Here is a 16,280-nt window from a genome sequence, read left to right as displayed (position 1 = left end):
GTCGAGAACACCGTACGCCCCGCCTGCGACGCCGGGTCGCCGGACGTTCGTGATCGCGGGTGACAATGGGCCCGTGCACTGGTCACTGGTCGTCCCCCTGAAACCGCTCGCACTGGCCAAGAGCAGGTTGTCGGAGGCCACGGGTGGTGCGATGCGGCCGCGGTTCGCGCTCGCCTTCGCACAGGACACGGTCTCCCGGGCGCTGTCCTGCCGCACGGTGCGGGATGTGGTGGTCGTCACTGACGATCCGCTGGCGGCGGCCGAGCTGGCGGACCTGGGCGCGCGTGTCGTCCCGGACTCGCCGGGCGCGGGGCTCAACGCGGCGCTGGCCCACGGGGCCGCCGAGGTCCGCGCGCTCCGGCCGGCCGCGGCCGTGGGCGCGCTCAACGCGGACCTCCCGGCGCTGCGCCCCGACGAATTGGAACGGGTGCTCGCCAGCGCCCGGAAATTTCCCCGGGCTTTCCTGGCGGATGCCGCCGGAATTGGCACGACATTCCTGTCGGCGGCGCCCGGCACGGAATTGCGTCCGGCATTCGGCGGGCACTCACGGCAGCGGCATTTGACCTCGGGGGCCGTGGAAATCGAATTGGACGGGGTGGAGTCGATACGCCGCGACGTGGACACGGGTGGCGATCTGCGGGCCGCTCTCGCGCTGGGCGTCGGCCCGCGAACGGCGGCCCGGTGCGCTACGGCACCCCTCGCCTGGAGTTCCTGAAGCCCGGCGGCCGGCGCCCGCCGAGGGCCGCCGGCTGCGCTGGACCCGGGCGGGCCCGGACGGAACGCCCGTCACGGGCGCCGGATAGGCTCGGGGCATGCAGGCGACCGCGTACACGTACGACCCAGTGACCCGCAGCGGGAGCGTGCTGCTCGACGACGGGACTCCGGTGGACTTCGGCACCGCGGCGTTCGACGCCGGAGGGCTGCGGCTGCTGCGCCCGGGCCAGCGGGTGCGCATCGAGACCGAGGGCGAGGGCGACACCCTCCGGATCACGCTGGTGACCCTGCAGACGTTGTGACCGCCGCCCCGCCGGGGGGAACGCCGCGGGCCGGGCTCCCCCAGGGGAGTCCGGCCCGTCGCGTGAGTGGCCCTGAACTGGTGCGCCGCTTACTTCTTGCGGGCAGTGGTCTTCTTGGCGGTGGTCTTGCGCGCGGTGGCCTTCTTCGCCGGCGCCTTCTTGGCCGTCGCCTTCTTGGCGGGAGCGGTCTTCTTCGCCGCCGCCGTCTTCTTGGCGGTGGTCTTCTTCGCCGCCGCGGTGGTCTTCTTGGCCGTGGTCTTCTTGGCCGTGGTCTTCTTCGCCGCCGCCTTCTTGGCCGTGGTCTTCTTCGCCGCCGCCTTCTTCGCGGTGGCCTTCTTCGCCGCCGCCTTCTTCGCGGCGGCGCCCATCTGCAGGCTGCCCTTCGGAGCCTTCTTGACGGACACTTCGCCACCCCTGGGGAGCTTCTTCGTGCCGCTCACCAGGTCCTTGAAGCCCTGGCCCGCGCGGAACCGCGGCACCGAGGTCTTCTTGACCCGTACGCGCTCGCCCGTCTGCGGGTTGCGGGCGTAGCGGGCCGGGCGGTCCACCTTCTCGAACGAGCCGAAGCCGGTGACCGAAACCCGGTCGCCGCCGACAACCGCGCGGACGATCGCGTCGAGGACCGCGTCGACAGCTTCGGCGGCCTGCTGCCGGCCGCCCATCTTGTCGGCAATCGCTTCTACGAGCTGCGCCTTGTTCACGTCTTCCCCTTCGGAGACATCGCCGGAACGAAACTGTTCAAGCTATTTCGCACGTTAGGCAGATATATACCGCAAATCAAACACGAAACGGGCTAATCACCCTAGTGCCGCAACGAAGTCGACCGTCGCGGCCACACGACCGCGCCGCATATCGACCCAGTCGCCGGGCGGTCAGTCACCTTGGGGGAATCGACCTTCATCGAGGTCCTTCATCAACCGGTCCAGGCGCCTTGCGGCGTCTGCGAGATCGTGCTTCGCCACGGCCGTCACTGCCAGCAGCTTCCGGGACAGCGCCATCCGCACGCCCTCCGGAACTTGCAGTTCGCGCACCCTTGTGTGTGCTTCCTTCAGTCGGGCCGCGACCGCCTCGTAGAGCTCGAGTTGGCTGTCGCGTTCCATGCACCGATTGTGCCATCTGGGGCGAGTTGTCGCCCCACAGGGCCTCAACATGCGACTGCGCCCTCCACCGGGCGGTGGAGGGCGCAGTCGGGGAAAACCGCTGCTCAGACCTCAATGGTACGAGGCTTGAAGGCCGGCCTGGAGACTTCGTAGGCCGCGATGTCCGCTTCGTTCTGAAGGGTGAGGCTGATGTCGTCGAGGCCGTTGAGCAGCCTCCATCGGGCGTTCTCGTCGAGTTCGAAGTCGGCGGTGACGCCTGGGGCGCGGACCTGGCGTCGTTCCAGGTCGACGGTGATGTCCACGTCCGGATCGGCCTCGGTCAGTTCCCACAGCCGGTCGACGGTCTCCTGCGGGAGAACCACGGTCAGCAGGCCGTTCTTGAGGGAGTTGCCGCGGAAGATGTCGGCGAAGCGGGAGGAGATGACGGTCCTGAACCCGTAGTTCTGCAGGGCCCAGACGGCGTGCTCGCGGGAGGAGCCGGTGCCGAAGTCGGGGCCGGCGACCAGTACCGTCGCGCCCTGCCGCTCGGGCTGGTTGAGGACGAAGTCGTCGTTCTTGCGCCATGCCTCGAAGAGGCCGTCCTCGAACCCGTCGCGGGTGACCTTCTTCAGCCAGTGGGCGGGGATGATCTGGTCGGTGTCGACGTTGCTGCGGCGCAGCGGCACGGCCCGGCCGGTGTGGGTGGTGAAAGCTTCCATGGTGGTCAGACTCCGGCGGGCGTGGGGGTGGCGGACACGTCGGTCAGGTCGGCGGGCGAGGCCAGATGGCCGAGGACCGCGGTGGCGGCGGCGACCTGCGGCGAGACCAGATGGGTCCGTCCGCCTTTGCCCTGGCGGCCTTCGAAGTTGCGGTTGGAGGTGGAGGCGGAGCGTTCGCCGGGGGCGAGCTGGTCGGGGTTCATGCCCAGGCACATCGAGCAGCCCGCGTGCCGCCACTCGGCGCCGGCCTCCTTGAAGACCTTGTCCAGCCCCTCCTCGACGGCCTGCAGCGCGACCCGGACCGATCCGGGGACGACCAGCATCCGTACGCCGTCGGTGACTTTGCGGCCCTCCAGGACCGACGCCGCCGAGCGCAGGTCCTCGATACGACCGTTGGTGCAGGAGCCTACGAAGACGGTGTCCACCTGGATGTCACGCAGCGCCTGTCCGGCGGTCAACCCCATGTATTCCAGGGCCTTTTCCGCGGCGAAACGCTCCGATGCGTCCTCGTACGATGCGGGGTCGGGGACGTGTCCGGACAGCGGTGCGCCCTGGCCGGGGTTGGTGCCCCAGGTGACGAACGGGGCCAGTTCGGCGGCGTCGATGAACACCTCGGCGTCGAAGACCGCGTCGTCGTCGGTGCGCAGGGTCTTCCAGTACGCGACGGCCGCGTCCCAGTCCTCGCCCGTCGGGGCGTGGTCGCGTCCCTTCAGGTAGTCGAACGTGGTCTGGTCGGGGGCGATCATGCCCGCGCGGGCGCCGGCCTCGATGGACATGTTGCAGATGGTCATCCGGGCCTCCATCGAGAGCTTCTCGATGGCCGGGCCGCGGTATTCCAGGACGTAGCCCTGGCCGCCGCCGGTGCCGATCCTGGCGATGATGGCCAGGATCAGGTCCTTGGCGGTGACCCCGTCGGGCAGTTCCCCGTCGACGGTGATCGCCATGGTCCTGGGGCGGGCCATGGGCAGGGTCTGGGTGGCCAGTACGTGCTCGACCTGGGAGGTGCCGATACCGAACGCCAGAGCGCCGAAGGCGCCGTGGGTGGAGGTGTGGGAGTCGCCGCAGACCACGGTGGTGCCCGGCTGGGTCAGACCCAGCTGCGGCCCCACGACATGGACGACGCCCTGCTCGACGTCACCCAGCGGATGCAGCCGGACGCCGAACTCGGCGCAGTTCTTGCGCAGGGTCTCCAGCTGGGCGCGGGAGACCGGGTCGGCGATGGGCTTGTCGATGTCGAGGGTGGGAGTGTTGTGGTCCTCGGTCGCGATGGTGAGGTCGAGCCGCCGCACCCGGCGCCCGTTCTGGCGGAGACCGTCGAACGCCTGCGGACTCGTCACCTCGTGCAGGAGGTGGAGATCGATGAAGAGGAGGTCGGGCTCGCCCTCGACGCGCCGGACGACATGATCGTCCCAGACCTTCTCCGCGAGTGTCCTACCCATCGCTTTCCCTCCGGCCCGGCAGCGTCGCCGGGCACCAACTAGAGATCGATTGCGCCGCCGTCCGCATGCCGGGCCGGGCGGGGAGCGCGGGCCCTTGTGCGGCCGCACATCCAGAGTCGCAACTTCTCGGAGAATTTGAACTTGCGTTTCACAGAGTGAGACGTGAGTATCGTTGCATGGACAACTCTAGCGGCGTCGGCGTTCTCGACAAGGCAGCTCTGGTACTGAGCGCCCTGGAGTCCGGTCCGGCCACCCTCGCCGGGCTGGTCGCGGCGACAGGGCTCGCACGGCCCACGGCGCATCGCCTCGCCGTGGCACTGGAACACCACCGGATGGTGGCGAGGGACATGCAGGGCCGGTTCATCCTGGGCCCGCGCCTGGCGGAGCTCGCAGCCGCGGCCGGCGAGGACCGGCTGCTGGCCACGGCCGGGCCGGTGCTGACACACCTGCGCGATGTGACGGGCGAGAGCGCGCAGCTCTACCGCCGGCAGGGAGACATGCGCATCTGTGTGGCGGCCGCCGAGCGGCTGTCCGGACTGCGGGACACGGTACCCGTCGGCTCCACGCTCACGATGAAGGCCGGCTCCTCGGCCCAGATCCTGATGGCCTGGGAGGAGCCGGAGCGGCTGCACCGCGGTCTGCAGGGGGCGCGCTTCACGGCGACTGCGCTGTCCGGCGTACGGCGCCGGGGCTGGGCGCAGTCGATCGGCGAGCGGGAGCCCGGCGTCGCGTCCGTCTCGGCACCGGTACGCGGACCCTCGAACCGGGTCGTCGCCGCCGTCTCGGTCTCCGGACCGATCGAGCGCCTCACCCGGCACCCCGGCCGGATGCACGCGCAGGCCGTCATCGACGCGGCGGCACGCCTCTCCGACGCCCTCCGCCGCGGCTGACCCGGCCGGGCCCCGGACCCGCCCCGCCCACCGGCGCCGCGCGGGGCGGGTGCGGGGCCCGGGAGTCCGAGCAGGCCGGCCCGAGGCGCCGGAGGGCTCCACGGGAGCCCCTCCCGCGGCGCCCCCTGAGACCCGGCGCCCCGCGATCACGCCGAGCGCAGGCGCTCCGCGGCCCGTTCCCCGCGCCGGGCGACCGGGACGACGCCGCTCGCCGCACCCAGACCGAACGCGGGCATGTTCACGTAGACGTTCTCGTACGAGCCCGCCGGCACGATGTACGTCTCGTGCCAGAAGCCGACCCTCCCCCTGCCCTCGCGCATCCGCCTGTTGAACGCCACCCAGGCCGGGCGGTGCTCCTTGTCCTGGGCCGATGCGTAGGCGAACAGCTTCTCCTCGGTGTCCCAGTACTGGACGATGCAGAGGACGCGCGGACCCCCCAGCAGCAACTGGTAGCCGAGCAGTCCGCTGCCCTCGTCCTTCGACAACTCCTTCAGCATCCGCGGCATGGCCCGGAACACCGGCCACCAACTCCGCACCGAACGGAAGCTGTTGATGCGCATGCCGATGAGGAAGACGACCACGTCGCCCTGCGCGTCGGCGGTCATGCGGCCCTGGATCGGTGTGCTGCCCATCGCGTTTCCTCCTTGAGCACCGATTGGATAGTTACGCTATCCATGATTGGATAGTGACACTCTCCAAGGGAAGGCGCAAGGGCATGAGACTCGCGGAACTCAGCGAACGCAGCGGAGTGCCGATACCGACGGTCAAGTACTACCTGCGCGAGCGGCTGCTGCCGCCGGGCCATCGGATCAGCGCCACCCAGGCCGAGTACGACGAGGGGCATCTGCGCCGGCTCCGTCTCGTCCGTGCGCTGATCCAGGTCGGCCGGATACCGGTGGCGACCGCACGCGAGGTACTGGCGGCCGTCACCGACGACGGCCTCGACCCCCACATGAGGCTCGGCGCCGCCGTCTGGGCCATCCCGCACGGCGCGGAGCCCGACGAGGACGACCCGGCCGCGGAGACGGCCCGCCGCACCGCGGACGCACTGCTGGAACAACTGGGCTGGACCTTCGGCCGGGAGGTCGGCGCACAGTCACCCGCCTACCGGATGGTGGTCTCCGGCATCGCCACGATGGTGCGCCTCGGATATCCCTGCGGCACGGGGCAGCTGCTGCCGTACGCCCGAACCGCGGCCGAACTGGCCGTCGCCGACCTGGACTTGGTGGAACGGTACGAGCCCGGGGAGGAGCAGGTGGAGGCGGCGGTGGCGCTGACCGTGCTCTACGAGCCGGTACTGCTCGGACTGCGCAGGCTGGCCCAGGCCGAGGAGTCCCACCGGCGCTTCGGCTGACCGCGGCGGTAGACGGCTCGCCGGAAACGCGAGGAGGCCCTCCCCAGCTGGGGAGGGCCTCCTCGTCACGTACCCCCGACCGGATTCGAACCGGCGCTACCGCCTTGAGAGGGCGGCGTGCTAGGCCGCTACACAACGGGGGCAAGATCTTGATCCATCGAAACGGATCAGCTGGCCTACCTGGACTCGAACCAAGACTAACTGAACCAGAATCAGTCGTGCTGCCAATTACACCATAGGCCACTGGTGGTTTAGACCAGTTGGTACCCCCGACCGGATTCGAACCGGCGCTACCGCCTTGAGAGGGCGGCGTGCTAGGCCGCTACACAACGGGGGCCCTGGGCGATCCCCATCCGACGGAAGCCGGATGTTTGTCACTGCGAGGCCACCGGGAGCGACCCTGGTGATCTCGCGGGAAGGATCTGTACCCCCGACCGGATTCGAACCGGCGCTACTGCCTTGAGAGGGCAGCGTGCTAGGCCGCTACACAACGGGGGCTTTGCAGATGAGCTCTGCGAGCTGGCCTACCAGGACTCGAACCTAGACTAACTGAACCAGAATCAGTCGTGCTGCCAATTACACCATAGGCCACCAAAACTCAACCCCCCTGCGGGGGTCTTGTCAGGTTGTGCGCTTCCGGGTCCGGCCTTTCGGCTTGCTCCCCTCGGCGCAGGAAGAACATTACCTGAAGGAGGACGGCGCTCCAAAACGGGTATCCGCCCGCAGCAGGGCGGGCAGCTCCCCCAGGCCGGTGATCCGGATCAGTTCCGGCCTGCCGCCCAGTCCGGCGCGGTCCAGCCAGATACCGGTCAGCCCCGCGGCGACGGCCCCCACCGCGTCGATGTCCGGGTGGTCGCCGACATACGCCACCTCCCCCGGGGGCAGCCCTAGGGCGTCGCACGCGGCGTGGAAGGCGGCGGCCCGGGGTTTGGCGACGCCCAGCTCGGCCGCGCACACGACCGCCTCGAAGCGATCGCGCACGCCCAGCACGGTGAGCTTGCGGTGCTGGTTGCGGATGGAGGAGTTCGAGAGCACACCGTGCCGGAAGCCGGCCGCCAGGGTGTCCAGGGCGGGCACGGCGTCGGGGAACAGCTGCCAGGCGGCCTCGTAGTGGGTGACGTAGCGGGCGAACCACTCGTCCGCCCGGGCGTCGCCCATACCCGGCGCCCCGAGGAAGTCCCGGACCCGGTCCCGCCGCTGGGCCTCGAAGTCCACTCCTCCGCCCTCGAAGCGCCGCCAGTGGATCCGGGTGAGCTCCTTCCAGCGCGTGAGGGCCTCGTCTACGGACTCGTACGCCTCGTCAAGGCCCTCGGCCCGGAGATGGCGCTCCATGCCGACGCGGTCGGCTCCGGCGTAGTCGAAGATCGTGTCGTCGACGTCCCACAGTACGGCTCGGATCGGCATGGTCCGAGGCTACGCCGAAGGGGTGACTCCCTCCCCAGGGCAAGCGGAGAGGACGCCGTTTGCAGGTGGTTCGCGGAGGGATGCGGCTCCTCCGCCGGAGGTGCCGGTCGCCGGGGGCAGGGGCGGGGCGGGGCGTCGAGAGGACGCCCCGTCGCCGGACGCGCCCGGAGGGGCGGTAGCCCCTCCGGGCGCGTCCGGCGACGGCGTTACGCTCCGAGCTTCGCCAGCGCCGCGTCGATGCGCGCCAGCGACTTCTCGCGGCCCAGGATCTGCAGCGACTCGAAGAGCGGCAGGCCCACCGTGCGGCCGGTGACCGCGACGCGGACCGGCGCCTGGGCCTTGCCGAGCTTGAGGCCGTGTTCCTCACCCGCCGCCAGGACCGCGTCCTTCAACGCCTCCGGGCCGGACCAGTCGGCGGCCGCCAGCTTCGCCCGCGCCGTGCGCAGCAGGGCGTCGGAGCCCTCCTTCATCGCCTTCTGCCAGGACGCCTCGTCCTCGACCGGCTCCGTGCGGAAGAGGAAGTCGACGTTGGCGGTGATGTCGGAGAGGACGGTCAGCCGGGTCTGGGCGTAAGGGGCGATCGCCTCCCAGGCGGCCTGGTCGAAGTCCGCGGGCTCCCAGTTGGCGTGGGGCGCGCGCAGCCAGGGCTCGCATGCCTCGGCGAACGCCTTCACGTCCAGTCGGCGGATGTGGTCCGCGTTGATCGCCTCGGCCTTCTTGAGATCGAAGCGGGCCGGGTTGGCGTTGACGTCCGCGATGTCGAACTTCCCGACCATCTCGGCGAGGGAGAAGACGTCCTGGTCCGCGGAGAACGACCAGCCGAGCAGGGAGAGGTAGTTGAGCAGGCCCTCCGGCAGGAAGCCGCGCTCCCGGTACAGGTTGAGGGATGCCTGCGGGTCGCGCTTGGACAGCTTCTTGTTGCCCTCGCCCATGACGTACGGCAGGTGGCCGAAGGCCGGGATCCGGTGGGCGACGCCGAGCTCGATCAGCGCCTTGTAGAGCGCGATCTGGCGCGGGGTGGAGGACAGCAGGTCCTCGCCGCGCAACACGTGGGTGATGTCCATCAGCGCGTCGTCGACCGGGTTGACCAGTGTGTAGAGGGGCGCGCCGTTGGCCCGGACGATGCCGTAGTCAGGCACGTTGTCCGGGGTGAAGGTGAGCTCGCCGCGGACCAGGTCGGTGAAGGTGATCGGCTCGTCGGGCATCCGGAAGCGGACGATCGACTCGCGGCCCTCGCGCTCGTACGCGGCCTTCCGCTCGTCGGACAGGTCACGGCAGTGCCCGTCGTAGCCGGAGGGCCTGCCGGCGGCGCGGGCGGCCTCGCGGCGCTCGTCGAGCTCGGTGACGGTGCAGTAGCAGCGGTAGGCGTACCCGCCGGCCAGGAGCTTCTCGGCGACGTCCCGGTAGATGTCCATGCGCTGGGACTGGCGGTACGGCTCGTGCGGGCCGCCGGTCTCGGGGCCCTCGTCCCAGTCGAGCCCGAGCCAGCGCAGTGAGTCGAGGAGCTGGTCGTACGACTCCTCGGAGTCGCGTGCCGCGTCCGTGTCCTCGATCCGGAAGACCATGGTGCCCCGGTTGTGCCGCGCGAACGCCCAGTTGAACAGGGCGGTGCGGACCAGGCCCACGTGGGGGTTGCCGGTCGGCGAGGGACAGAATCGTACGCGAGGGGGTACCCCCTGCTCGAGCGGAGCCGAGAGCTTGGGGGAGGGTCCGTTAGCCACGCTTGATCACCTTGTTGGTGAGAGTGCCGATGCCTTCGATGGTGACGGCGACCTCGTCGCCGACGTTGAGGGGGCCGACCCCGGCGGGGGTGCCGGTGAGGATGACGTCTCCGGGAAGGAGCGTCATGGCCTCGGTGATGTGGACGACCAGGTCCTCGATGGAGCGGATCATGTCGCTCGTGCGACCCAGCTGGCGTTGCTCGCCGTTGACCGTGCACTGGATGGTGAGGTCGCCGGCACGGGCCAGGTCGATGCCGGTCTCCACCCAGGGGCCCAGCGGGCAGGACGTGTCGAAGCCCTTGGCCCGGGCCCACTGCTTCTCGCGCTTCTGGGCGTCGCGGGCGGTGACGTCGTTGGCGCAGGTGTAGCCGAGGATGACGTCCTTGACCCGGGCGCGCGGGACGTCACGGCACAACCGGCCGATCACGACGGCGAGCTCTGCCTCGTAGTGCACGTCGTCGGAGAACGAGGGGTACTCGATCGCGTCGCCGGTGCCGATCACCGAGGTGGTGGGCTTGAAGAAGGCCACCGGTGCCTCCGGGACCTCGTTGCCGAGTTCCGCGGCGTGCTCCGCGTAGTTGCGGCCGATGGCCACGACCTTGTTCGGGAGGACGGGCGGCAGCAGCCGGACCTTGCTCAGGGGGATCTTCGTGCCCGAGAGCTCGAAGTCGCCGTAGGGAATGCCTTTGATGACGTCGAGCACGAGGCCGGCCGGATCGCCGGTCCCCTCGCCCTCGACCGCGCCGAAAGCGACATTGCCGTCGATGGAGAATCTGGCGATCCGCACGGGTGCCTCGCGCCCCTCTGTTCCGCTGGCTGGAGTCTGACGCTCCAGGCTAACGCGCGAGAGGGGCCCGACCTGCCGTATTACAGCGCCGCGGGGGCGTTCACCAGCGTCGTGCGGCGGGGGTTGGCCGTCTGGGCGGGGAGCACGGCGGACGGTTCCGGCTGAGCCTCCGGCTGCAGCTCACCGGCGTCCTCGAGGTGCGCCAGGGTCGTGCGGCGGGGGTTGGCTATGTTACGGAACAGCATCGTCGTCTTCATCGCTCGCCTAGTCAGTGTGCCGGTGCTTGTAAAGCGTCAGGCTAAGCAGCGATTTCCCTGCGAATGGACGGAAGAGCCAACGATCTACGTGTGAGTTTGCTCACGACCTGAAGAGCAATTCCGTCATTCCGGTCAACCAAACCACCACTCAGAAACGGACATTGCGCACCTGAATGAGCCATTCCGCTCCTGATCATCGCGACTGGGACACCCCCCACCCGTAAGCGACTCGTGAATAAACGCCCGATTTCTCCGCGATCACTTTCTACGTCTCGTGACGTCTCGCTCACAACGTGTCACTCAGGTCACAGGCCGATACACGGCCCTTGTTGGAGATCCGGCACTGTGCTGGAATTCCACGCACCGCCGCAGGTCTCCGACCGGCGCGCAGGGGGCGCAACGCAGCGCCGAGTGGCGGCGGGAAGGGGGAGAGCGCCGGTCCACGACCACCTGGGGGCGCCTCCACCGCCCCTACGACGCCGACACCGTCCTTCCGTACCGCGGGGGGACGCCTGGTCCAGAGGTTGCGACGCTAGTGCAGGGACGTTTCAAGAGGGATGGCATGGGGCGTCCCCAGGCCCGCCAGGGCCAAGGGGAAGCTGCCGCTGAACAGGAGCCGCGCGGCGCGAGCGACCGCGGGCCCTCGCCCCAGCACACCCAGAACCAGGGTCCGGCGGGCGACAGCGGCGACCGCGGAGCGCGCCCCGGCGCCGACTCGGCCACCGCGGAGCCGGCGGACCGGCCCAAGGGCAAGGGCAAGGGCCCGACCGACACGGGCTCCCGTATCGCCCTGCGCAACTGGCGCATCAGTACCCGGCTCGTCTCCCTGCTCGCGCTCCCCGTGGTCGCCGCGACCACCCTGGGCGGTCTGCGCATCAACGAGTCGATGAGCGACATCGAGCAGCTGGACCACATGCAGCTGCTCACCAAGCTCACCAAGGAGGCCACGGCCCTCGCCGAGGCGCTCCAGGAGGAGCGCGACCACGCCGCCGGCCCGCTGTCGAACGGCGGCAGCGCCGAGGCCTTCGAGGTCAGCCAGTCCCGCACGGAGACGGACCGCCACCGGCAGTCCTTCCTGGCCGCGACCGTCGACATCGGCGACACCTCGGGCGACGAGGCGCTGGAGAGCATCCACGCGAACGTCAGCCAGATCGCCCAGCAGGTCACGACGATCGCCAAGATCCGGGGCACTGCCTTCGACGGCGAGGACTCGACCACGCAGACGGTCAACCGGTACAACCGGCTGATCACGTCGCTGCTCACCCTGTCCCAGGACATGGCCCAGGCGACCAACAACCCCGAGATGATCAAGCGCACCCGCGCCCTGGCGGCCTTCTCCGCCGCCAAGGAGTACGCGTCGATCCAGCGCGCGATCATCGCGGCCGCGCTCCCGGCCAACTCCAAGACCGCCGGCGACATGAGCGAGAACGACCGCCTCACCGGCGACGACGCGGGCGAGAACGAGAAGCAGGCCCTCGCCTCGTTCAAGCGCCTCTACGCCTCCCTCGGCGGCAACGCCGAGGAGCTGACCGCCCCCCTCGTGGACGGCAACTCCGAGATCGAGGAGGCGAACGACTACGCCATCCGCGTGCTCAGCCGGCCCAGTGGGCTCGCGAGCGCCGAACGCCGCGGCTACAAGGACTGGACCGACCAGGCCGACACCAAGATCGACGCGATGAACACCATCGAGAAGACGCTTCTCGGTGAGATGGAGAGCAAGGCCCGCGAGCTCAAGCAGGAGTCGCAGCAGGACGCCATCATCAACGGTGCGCTCATCCTGCTGGTGCTCGGTGTGTCGCTCATCGGCGCCTTCGTCGTCGCCCGCTCCATGATCCGCTCGCTGCGCCGGCTGCAGGACACCGCCACCAAGGTCGCCCAGGAACGCCTGCCCGAGCTGGTCAAGGAGCTGTCCGAGGCCGACCCGCAGGACGTGGACACCACGGTGGAGTCCGTGGGTGTGCACTCCCGGGACGAGATCGGAAAGGTGGCCGCGGCCTTCGACGACGTGCACCGCGAGGCGGTCCGCCTCGCCGCCGAACAGGCGCTCCTGCGAGGCAACGTCAACGCCATGTTCACCAACCTGTCGCGCCGTTCGCAGGGTCTCATCCAGCGTCAGCTGTCGCTCATCTCCGAGCTGGAGTCCCGCGAGGCCGACCCGGACCAGCTGTCCTCCCTGTTCAAGCTGGACCACCTCGCGACCCGTATGCGCCGTAACGGCGAGAACCTCCTCGTCCTCGCGGGCGAGGAGCCGGGCCGCCGCTGGACCCGGCCCGTCCCGCTGGTCGACGTGCTCCGTGCCGCCGCCTCCGAGGTGGAGCAGTACGAGCGCATCGAGCTGGCCGCCGTGCCGGCGACCGAGGTCGCGGGCCGCGTCGTCAACGACCTCGTGCACCTCCTCGCAGAGCTGCTGGAGAACGCGACGTCGTTCTCCTCGCCGCAGACCAAGGTGCGCGTGACCGGTCACGCCCTGCCCGACGGCCGGGTGCTCGTCGAGATCCACGACACCGGCATCGGCCTCTCCCCCGAGGACCTCGCCGCGATCAACGAGCGGCTGGCGTCGCCACCCACCGTGGACGTCTCGGTCTCCCGCCGCATGGGTCTGTTCGTGGTCGGCCGCCTGTCCCTGCGGCACGGCATCCGGATCCAGCTCCGCCCCTCCGACTCCGGTGGCACGACCGCGCTGGTCATGCTCCCCGTCGATGTCGCCCACGGCGGCAAGAAGGCACCGGGCAAGCCCGGTGCGGGCGGGCAGAACGGCGCACCGCAGGCTCCGGCCGGCGGTGGCGGTGGTCGGGGTCTGACCGGCGGGCCCGGTGCGGCCGGCGGCGGACGTCCGGGCCTCGGCGGACAGCGCGGGCAGGTCGGCACGGGACCGGCCGCGCGTGCGGCGCTTCCCGGCCGCGACGGCGGTCCGTTCCAGAGCGGCCCGCAGCAGGGCGGCCCGGGTCAGGATCCCGCTCAGCAGGACTTCTCCCGCCAGGGCGGCGCTGCCGCGAGCGCGTTCGGCGCCGATGCCGGGCGCGGCCGACCGGCCGGACCGGGTGCGCAGGACCGCGGCCAGGGCGACCGGGGCCGCAACTCCGGCCGCCCGGCGCAGCCCGGCAACAGCGGCCCGAGTGCCGAACTGCCCGGCAACGGCGGCCGGCAGCAGCGCCCCCAGCCCGCGGGCTGGGGTGGCGAGCAGCCGCGTTCCGCCCAGGACACGCCGCGCGGCCACGAGGACCCCGAGTCCACCGGCCAGTACGCACGACCCGGTGCCCACCACGACGACGGCCACGGAGGCCGTCCGCAGGCCCAGGACCCCGCGGCCACCGAGCAGTTCGCGCGTCCCGACTTCAACGCCCCGCGTCCGCCCGCGGCGGGCCAGGGCCGGCCCGGAGCACCGCGTCCGCGCCAGGGCGGTGCCGACTTCGGCGCGCCGCGTCCGGCCGTGGGCAGTCTGCCCGCGCAGCCGCAGCCCGAGGCGCTGCCGCCGGCGTCCGGTCCCGGCGACGGCCGTACACCGCTGTACGACACGCTGGAAACGAACTGGTTCCACCAGAACCAGGGCGGCGGTGCCGACGGCGCCGCGCAGTCCCCGGCCGCACCGCAGCAGCCGGCCGGGCGCCCCGCTCCGTCGGGCCCGCCGCGCCGCCCCGCGGCCGGCCAGGGCCAGCCGGGTCAGGGCGGCCAGCACAACGCGGGTGCCGCCTCCTGGCGGACCTCGCCCAACGACGAGCTGGTGCGCCAGGCCGAGCGGGTACGCAAGCCCGCGGCCGGCGGTGTCACCACCTCGGGTCTGCCCCGACGGGTCCCGCGAGCCAACCTCGTGCCGGGAACCGCGCAGGATCAGACCCACCACACCGGTCCGCAGGTGTCCCGTGCGCCGGACGACGTACGGGGCCGGCTGACCAATCTCCGTCGGGGCATCCAGCAGGGGCGTCAGGCGGGCGGCTCCGGAAACACCGGCAGCTTCAACGTCGGCCCCACTCACCAGCAGGAGCGTTAGTTGAGCCCGATGAGCCAGGCCGCGCAGAATCTGAACTGGTTGATCACCAACTTCGTGGACAACACCCCCGGGGTGTCCCACACCGTGGTGGTCTCCGCCGACGGACTCCTGCTGGCGATGTCCGAAGGGTTTCCGCGTGACCGAGCCGACCAGCTGGCGGCGGTCGCGTCGGGTCTGACCTCGCTGACCGCGGGGGCTTCCCGGATCTTCGAAGGCGGCCCGGTCAATCAGACGGTGGTCGAGATGGAGCGTGGCTTCCTCTTCATCATGTCCATCTCGGACGGCTCCTCGCTGGCCGTGCTCGCCCACCCGGACGCCGACATCGGCCTCGTGGGCTACGAGATGGCCCTCCTGGTCGACCGTGCCGGCACCGTCCTCACCCCGGACCTGCGGGCCGAACTCCAAGGGAGCCTTCTCCACTAGGAACATCAAGAAAGCCCGCCGTTCGAGGGTGTGCGCCCCAGGCACACCCCGGTGATCCGTCGCCCGTCCACTCACCGTCCGGCCGCCCATCCGGCCCCCCACCGGCCCAGTCAGACGGCACAGCCGACCACTTGCTGTCACGCCCGGAGGATTCATGACCCCGCCCCCCGCCTCTCACGATCCGTACGGTGTCCCCGTCGACACCGACTACGGTCATGAGGGCGACCAGCCGCTGGTGCGTCCTTACGCGATGACCGGCGGCCGGACCCGGCCGCGCTACCAGCTCGCCATCGAGGCTCTGGTCAGTACCACTGCCGACCCGGCGCACCTGTCGACGCTCCTGCCCGAGCATCAGCGGATCTGCCACCTCTGCCGGGAGGTCAAGTCCGTGGCCGAGGTCTCGGCGCTGCTGTCGATGCCGCTGGGTGTGGCGCGGATCCTGGTGGCGGACCTGGCGGAGGCCGGCATGGTGGCGATCCACCAGCCGGGCAACGGAGAGGCCGGCGGAACGCCGGATGTGACACTGCTCGAAAGGGTGCTCAGTGGACTTCGCAAGCTCTAGCGGCGGTGCGGCCCGGTCGACCACCAGCGCGAAGATCGTGGTGGCGGGCGGATTCGGCGTGGGCAAGACCACGTTCGTCGGCGCCGTCTCGGAGATCAACCCGCTGCGTACCGAGGCGGTCATGACGTCCGCGTCGGCCGGCATCGACGACCTCACCCACACCGGGGGCAAGACCACCACCACGGTGGCCATGGACTTCGGCCGTATCACCCTCGACCAGGACCTGATCCTCTACCTGTTCGGCACCCCCGGACAGGACCGCTTCTGGTTCATGTGGGACGACCTCGTCCGCGGCGCCATCGGCGCCGTCGTCCTCGTCGACACCCGCAGACTCGCCGACTGCTTCCCCGCGGTCGACTACTTCGAGAACAGCGGCCTCCCGTTCGTGGTGGCTCTGAACGGCTTCGAGGGACACCAGCCGTACACGCCGGAGGAGGTGCGCGAAGCACTCCAGATCGGCCCCGACGCCCCGATCATCACCACCGACGCATGCCACCGCGCCGACGCCAAGAGCGCCCTCATCACCCTCGTGGAACATGCACTCATGGCACGTCTCAAGTAGAAGTGGGCGTACGGAAGTTGTCGTAGACCTTTCATGGGCGGGCCGTGTCTCTTTGACACGGTCCGCCTCCATGTTCATA

Annotated in this window: 17 protein-coding genes and 5 tRNA genes; 8 read left to right on the top strand and 14 right to left on the bottom strand. The window is 70.4% G+C overall.

Features of this window, described 5'->3' with window-relative positions:
- Positions 1 to 73: 73 nt before the first annotated feature.
- Positions 74 to 715: a 2-phospho-L-lactate guanylyltransferase gene (gene cofC / locus QMZ92_RS12820; RefSeq protein WP_349307723.1), complete on the top strand. Its 642-nt coding sequence runs from the start codon at positions 74 to 76 to the stop codon at positions 713 to 715.
- A 97-nt stretch (positions 716 to 812) separates the two neighbouring features.
- Positions 813 to 1,016 carry a hypothetical protein gene (locus QMZ92_RS12815; RefSeq protein ID WP_283297478.1) on the top strand — a complete coding sequence of 68 codons (204 nt, stop codon included), beginning with the start codon at positions 813 to 815 and terminating at the stop codon, positions 1,014 to 1,016.
- A gap of 89 nt (positions 1,017 to 1,105) precedes the next feature.
- Here the strand turns inward: QMZ92_RS12815 and QMZ92_RS12810 are convergent, their stop codons facing one another.
- The 4 genes from QMZ92_RS12810 to leuC all read right to left on the bottom strand — a co-directional run bounded on the left by QMZ92_RS12810 (position 1,106) and on the right by leuC (position 4,253).
- Positions 1,106 to 1,717 carry an HU family DNA-binding protein gene (locus tag QMZ92_RS12810; protein WP_283297476.1) on the bottom strand — a complete coding sequence of 204 codons (612 nt, stop codon included), beginning with the start codon at positions 1,715 to 1,717 and terminating at the stop codon, positions 1,106 to 1,108.
- Positions 1,718 to 1,888: 171 nt separating this feature from the next.
- Positions 1,889 to 2,116, bottom strand: a complete 228-nt coding sequence (locus QMZ92_RS12805; RefSeq protein WP_093653521.1) for an SCO5555 family protein — start codon at positions 2,114 to 2,116, stop codon at positions 1,889 to 1,891.
- A 104-nt stretch (positions 2,117 to 2,220) separates the two neighbouring features.
- Positions 2,221 to 2,814: a 3-isopropylmalate dehydratase small subunit gene (leuD, locus tag QMZ92_RS12800; RefSeq protein ID WP_283297474.1), complete on the bottom strand. Its 594-nt coding sequence runs from the start codon at positions 2,812 to 2,814 to the stop codon at positions 2,221 to 2,223.
- Positions 2,815 to 2,819: 5 nt separating this feature from the next.
- Positions 2,820 to 4,253: a 3-isopropylmalate dehydratase large subunit gene (gene leuC / locus QMZ92_RS12795; protein WP_283297472.1), complete on the bottom strand. Its 1,434-nt coding sequence runs from the start codon at positions 4,251 to 4,253 to the stop codon at positions 2,820 to 2,822.
- 176 nt (positions 4,254 to 4,429) lie between these two features.
- Between leuC and ndgR the strand changes: the two genes are divergently transcribed.
- On the top strand, positions 4,430 to 5,143 hold the full coding sequence (ndgR, locus tag QMZ92_RS12790; RefSeq protein WP_138052959.1) for an IclR family transcriptional regulator NdgR: 714 nt from the start codon (positions 4,430 to 4,432) through the stop codon (positions 5,141 to 5,143).
- Between the two features lie 146 nt (positions 5,144 to 5,289).
- Here the strand turns inward: ndgR and QMZ92_RS12785 are convergent, their stop codons facing one another.
- Complete coding sequence (locus QMZ92_RS12785) at positions 5,290 to 5,775, bottom strand: DUF4188 domain-containing protein (protein WP_283297471.1); 486 nt, start codon at positions 5,773 to 5,775, stop codon at positions 5,290 to 5,292.
- Positions 5,776 to 5,858: 83 nt separating this feature from the next.
- On the opposite strand from QMZ92_RS12785, the gene QMZ92_RS12780 reads away from it, so the two are divergent.
- Entirely contained in the window at positions 5,859 to 6,497 is a 639-nt protein-coding gene (locus tag QMZ92_RS12780; protein ID WP_283297601.1) for a MerR family transcriptional regulator, read from the top strand.
- Between the two features lie 70 nt (positions 6,498 to 6,567).
- Here the strand turns inward: QMZ92_RS12780 and QMZ92_RS12775 are convergent.
- The 9 genes from QMZ92_RS12775 to QMZ92_RS12735 all read right to left on the bottom strand — a co-directional run bounded on the left by QMZ92_RS12775 (position 6,568) and on the right by QMZ92_RS12735 (position 10,666).
- Positions 6,568 to 6,640, bottom strand: a tRNA-Glu gene (locus QMZ92_RS12775).
- 28 nt (positions 6,641 to 6,668) lie between these two features.
- Positions 6,669 to 6,740 (bottom strand) — tRNA-Gln (locus QMZ92_RS12770).
- A gap of 18 nt (positions 6,741 to 6,758) precedes the next feature.
- Positions 6,759 to 6,834 (bottom strand) — tRNA-Glu (locus QMZ92_RS12765).
- 88 nt (positions 6,835 to 6,922) lie between these two features.
- Positions 6,923 to 6,995, bottom strand: a tRNA-Glu gene (locus QMZ92_RS12760).
- A gap of 21 nt (positions 6,996 to 7,016) precedes the next feature.
- A tRNA-Gln gene (locus QMZ92_RS12755) sits at positions 7,017 to 7,088 on the bottom strand.
- 90 nt (positions 7,089 to 7,178) lie between these two features.
- Positions 7,179 to 7,901: an HAD family hydrolase gene (locus QMZ92_RS12750; protein ID WP_283297469.1), complete on the bottom strand. Its 723-nt coding sequence runs from the start codon at positions 7,899 to 7,901 to the stop codon at positions 7,179 to 7,181.
- A 206-nt stretch (positions 7,902 to 8,107) separates the two neighbouring features.
- Positions 8,108 to 9,622, bottom strand: a complete 1,515-nt coding sequence (gene gltX / locus QMZ92_RS12745) for a glutamate--tRNA ligase (protein ID WP_283297467.1) — start codon at positions 9,620 to 9,622, stop codon at positions 8,108 to 8,110.
- Complete coding sequence (locus QMZ92_RS12740; RefSeq protein ID WP_283297465.1) at positions 9,615 to 10,409, bottom strand: fumarylacetoacetate hydrolase family protein; 795 nt, start codon at positions 10,407 to 10,409, stop codon at positions 9,615 to 9,617. The genes gltX and QMZ92_RS12740 overlap by 8 nt, the downstream gene beginning before the upstream one ends.
- A gap of 80 nt (positions 10,410 to 10,489) precedes the next feature.
- Positions 10,490 to 10,666 (bottom strand): hypothetical protein, encoded by a 177-nt coding sequence (locus tag QMZ92_RS12735; protein WP_283297464.1) that lies wholly within the window; start codon positions 10,664 to 10,666, stop codon positions 10,490 to 10,492.
- Between the two features lie 562 nt (positions 10,667 to 11,228).
- Between QMZ92_RS12735 and QMZ92_RS12730 the strand changes: the two genes are divergently transcribed.
- From QMZ92_RS12730 to QMZ92_RS12715, 4 genes are all read left to right on the top strand, one after another.
- On the top strand, positions 11,229 to 14,654 hold the full coding sequence (locus tag QMZ92_RS12730; protein WP_283297462.1) for a sensor histidine kinase: 3,426 nt from the start codon (positions 11,229 to 11,231) through the stop codon (positions 14,652 to 14,654).
- A gap of 9 nt (positions 14,655 to 14,663) precedes the next feature.
- The gene (locus QMZ92_RS12725) at positions 14,664 to 15,077 is read left to right on the top strand and encodes a roadblock/LC7 domain-containing protein (protein ID WP_138057401.1); all 414 of its coding nucleotides are present in this window, start codon (positions 14,664 to 14,666) and stop codon (positions 15,075 to 15,077) included.
- 154 nt (positions 15,078 to 15,231) lie between these two features.
- Positions 15,232 to 15,639 carry a DUF742 domain-containing protein gene (locus tag QMZ92_RS12720; protein ID WP_093653512.1) on the top strand — a complete coding sequence of 136 codons (408 nt, stop codon included), beginning with the start codon at positions 15,232 to 15,234 and terminating at the stop codon, positions 15,637 to 15,639.
- Complete coding sequence (locus tag QMZ92_RS12715; RefSeq protein WP_283297459.1) at positions 15,620 to 16,201, top strand: GTP-binding protein; 582 nt, start codon at positions 15,620 to 15,622, stop codon at positions 16,199 to 16,201. Before QMZ92_RS12720 ends, QMZ92_RS12715 begins: the two co-directional genes overlap by 20 nt.
- Positions 16,202 to 16,280: the final 79 nt, after the last annotated feature.

The organism is Streptomyces sp. HNM0645, assembly GCF_030056615.1.
Lineage (GTDB): Bacteria > Actinomycetota > Actinomycetes > Streptomycetales > Streptomycetaceae > Streptomyces > Streptomyces marianii.
The sequence above is the reverse complement of the archived record's forward strand: the minus strand, read 5'-3'. Positions and strand labels throughout refer to the sequence as shown.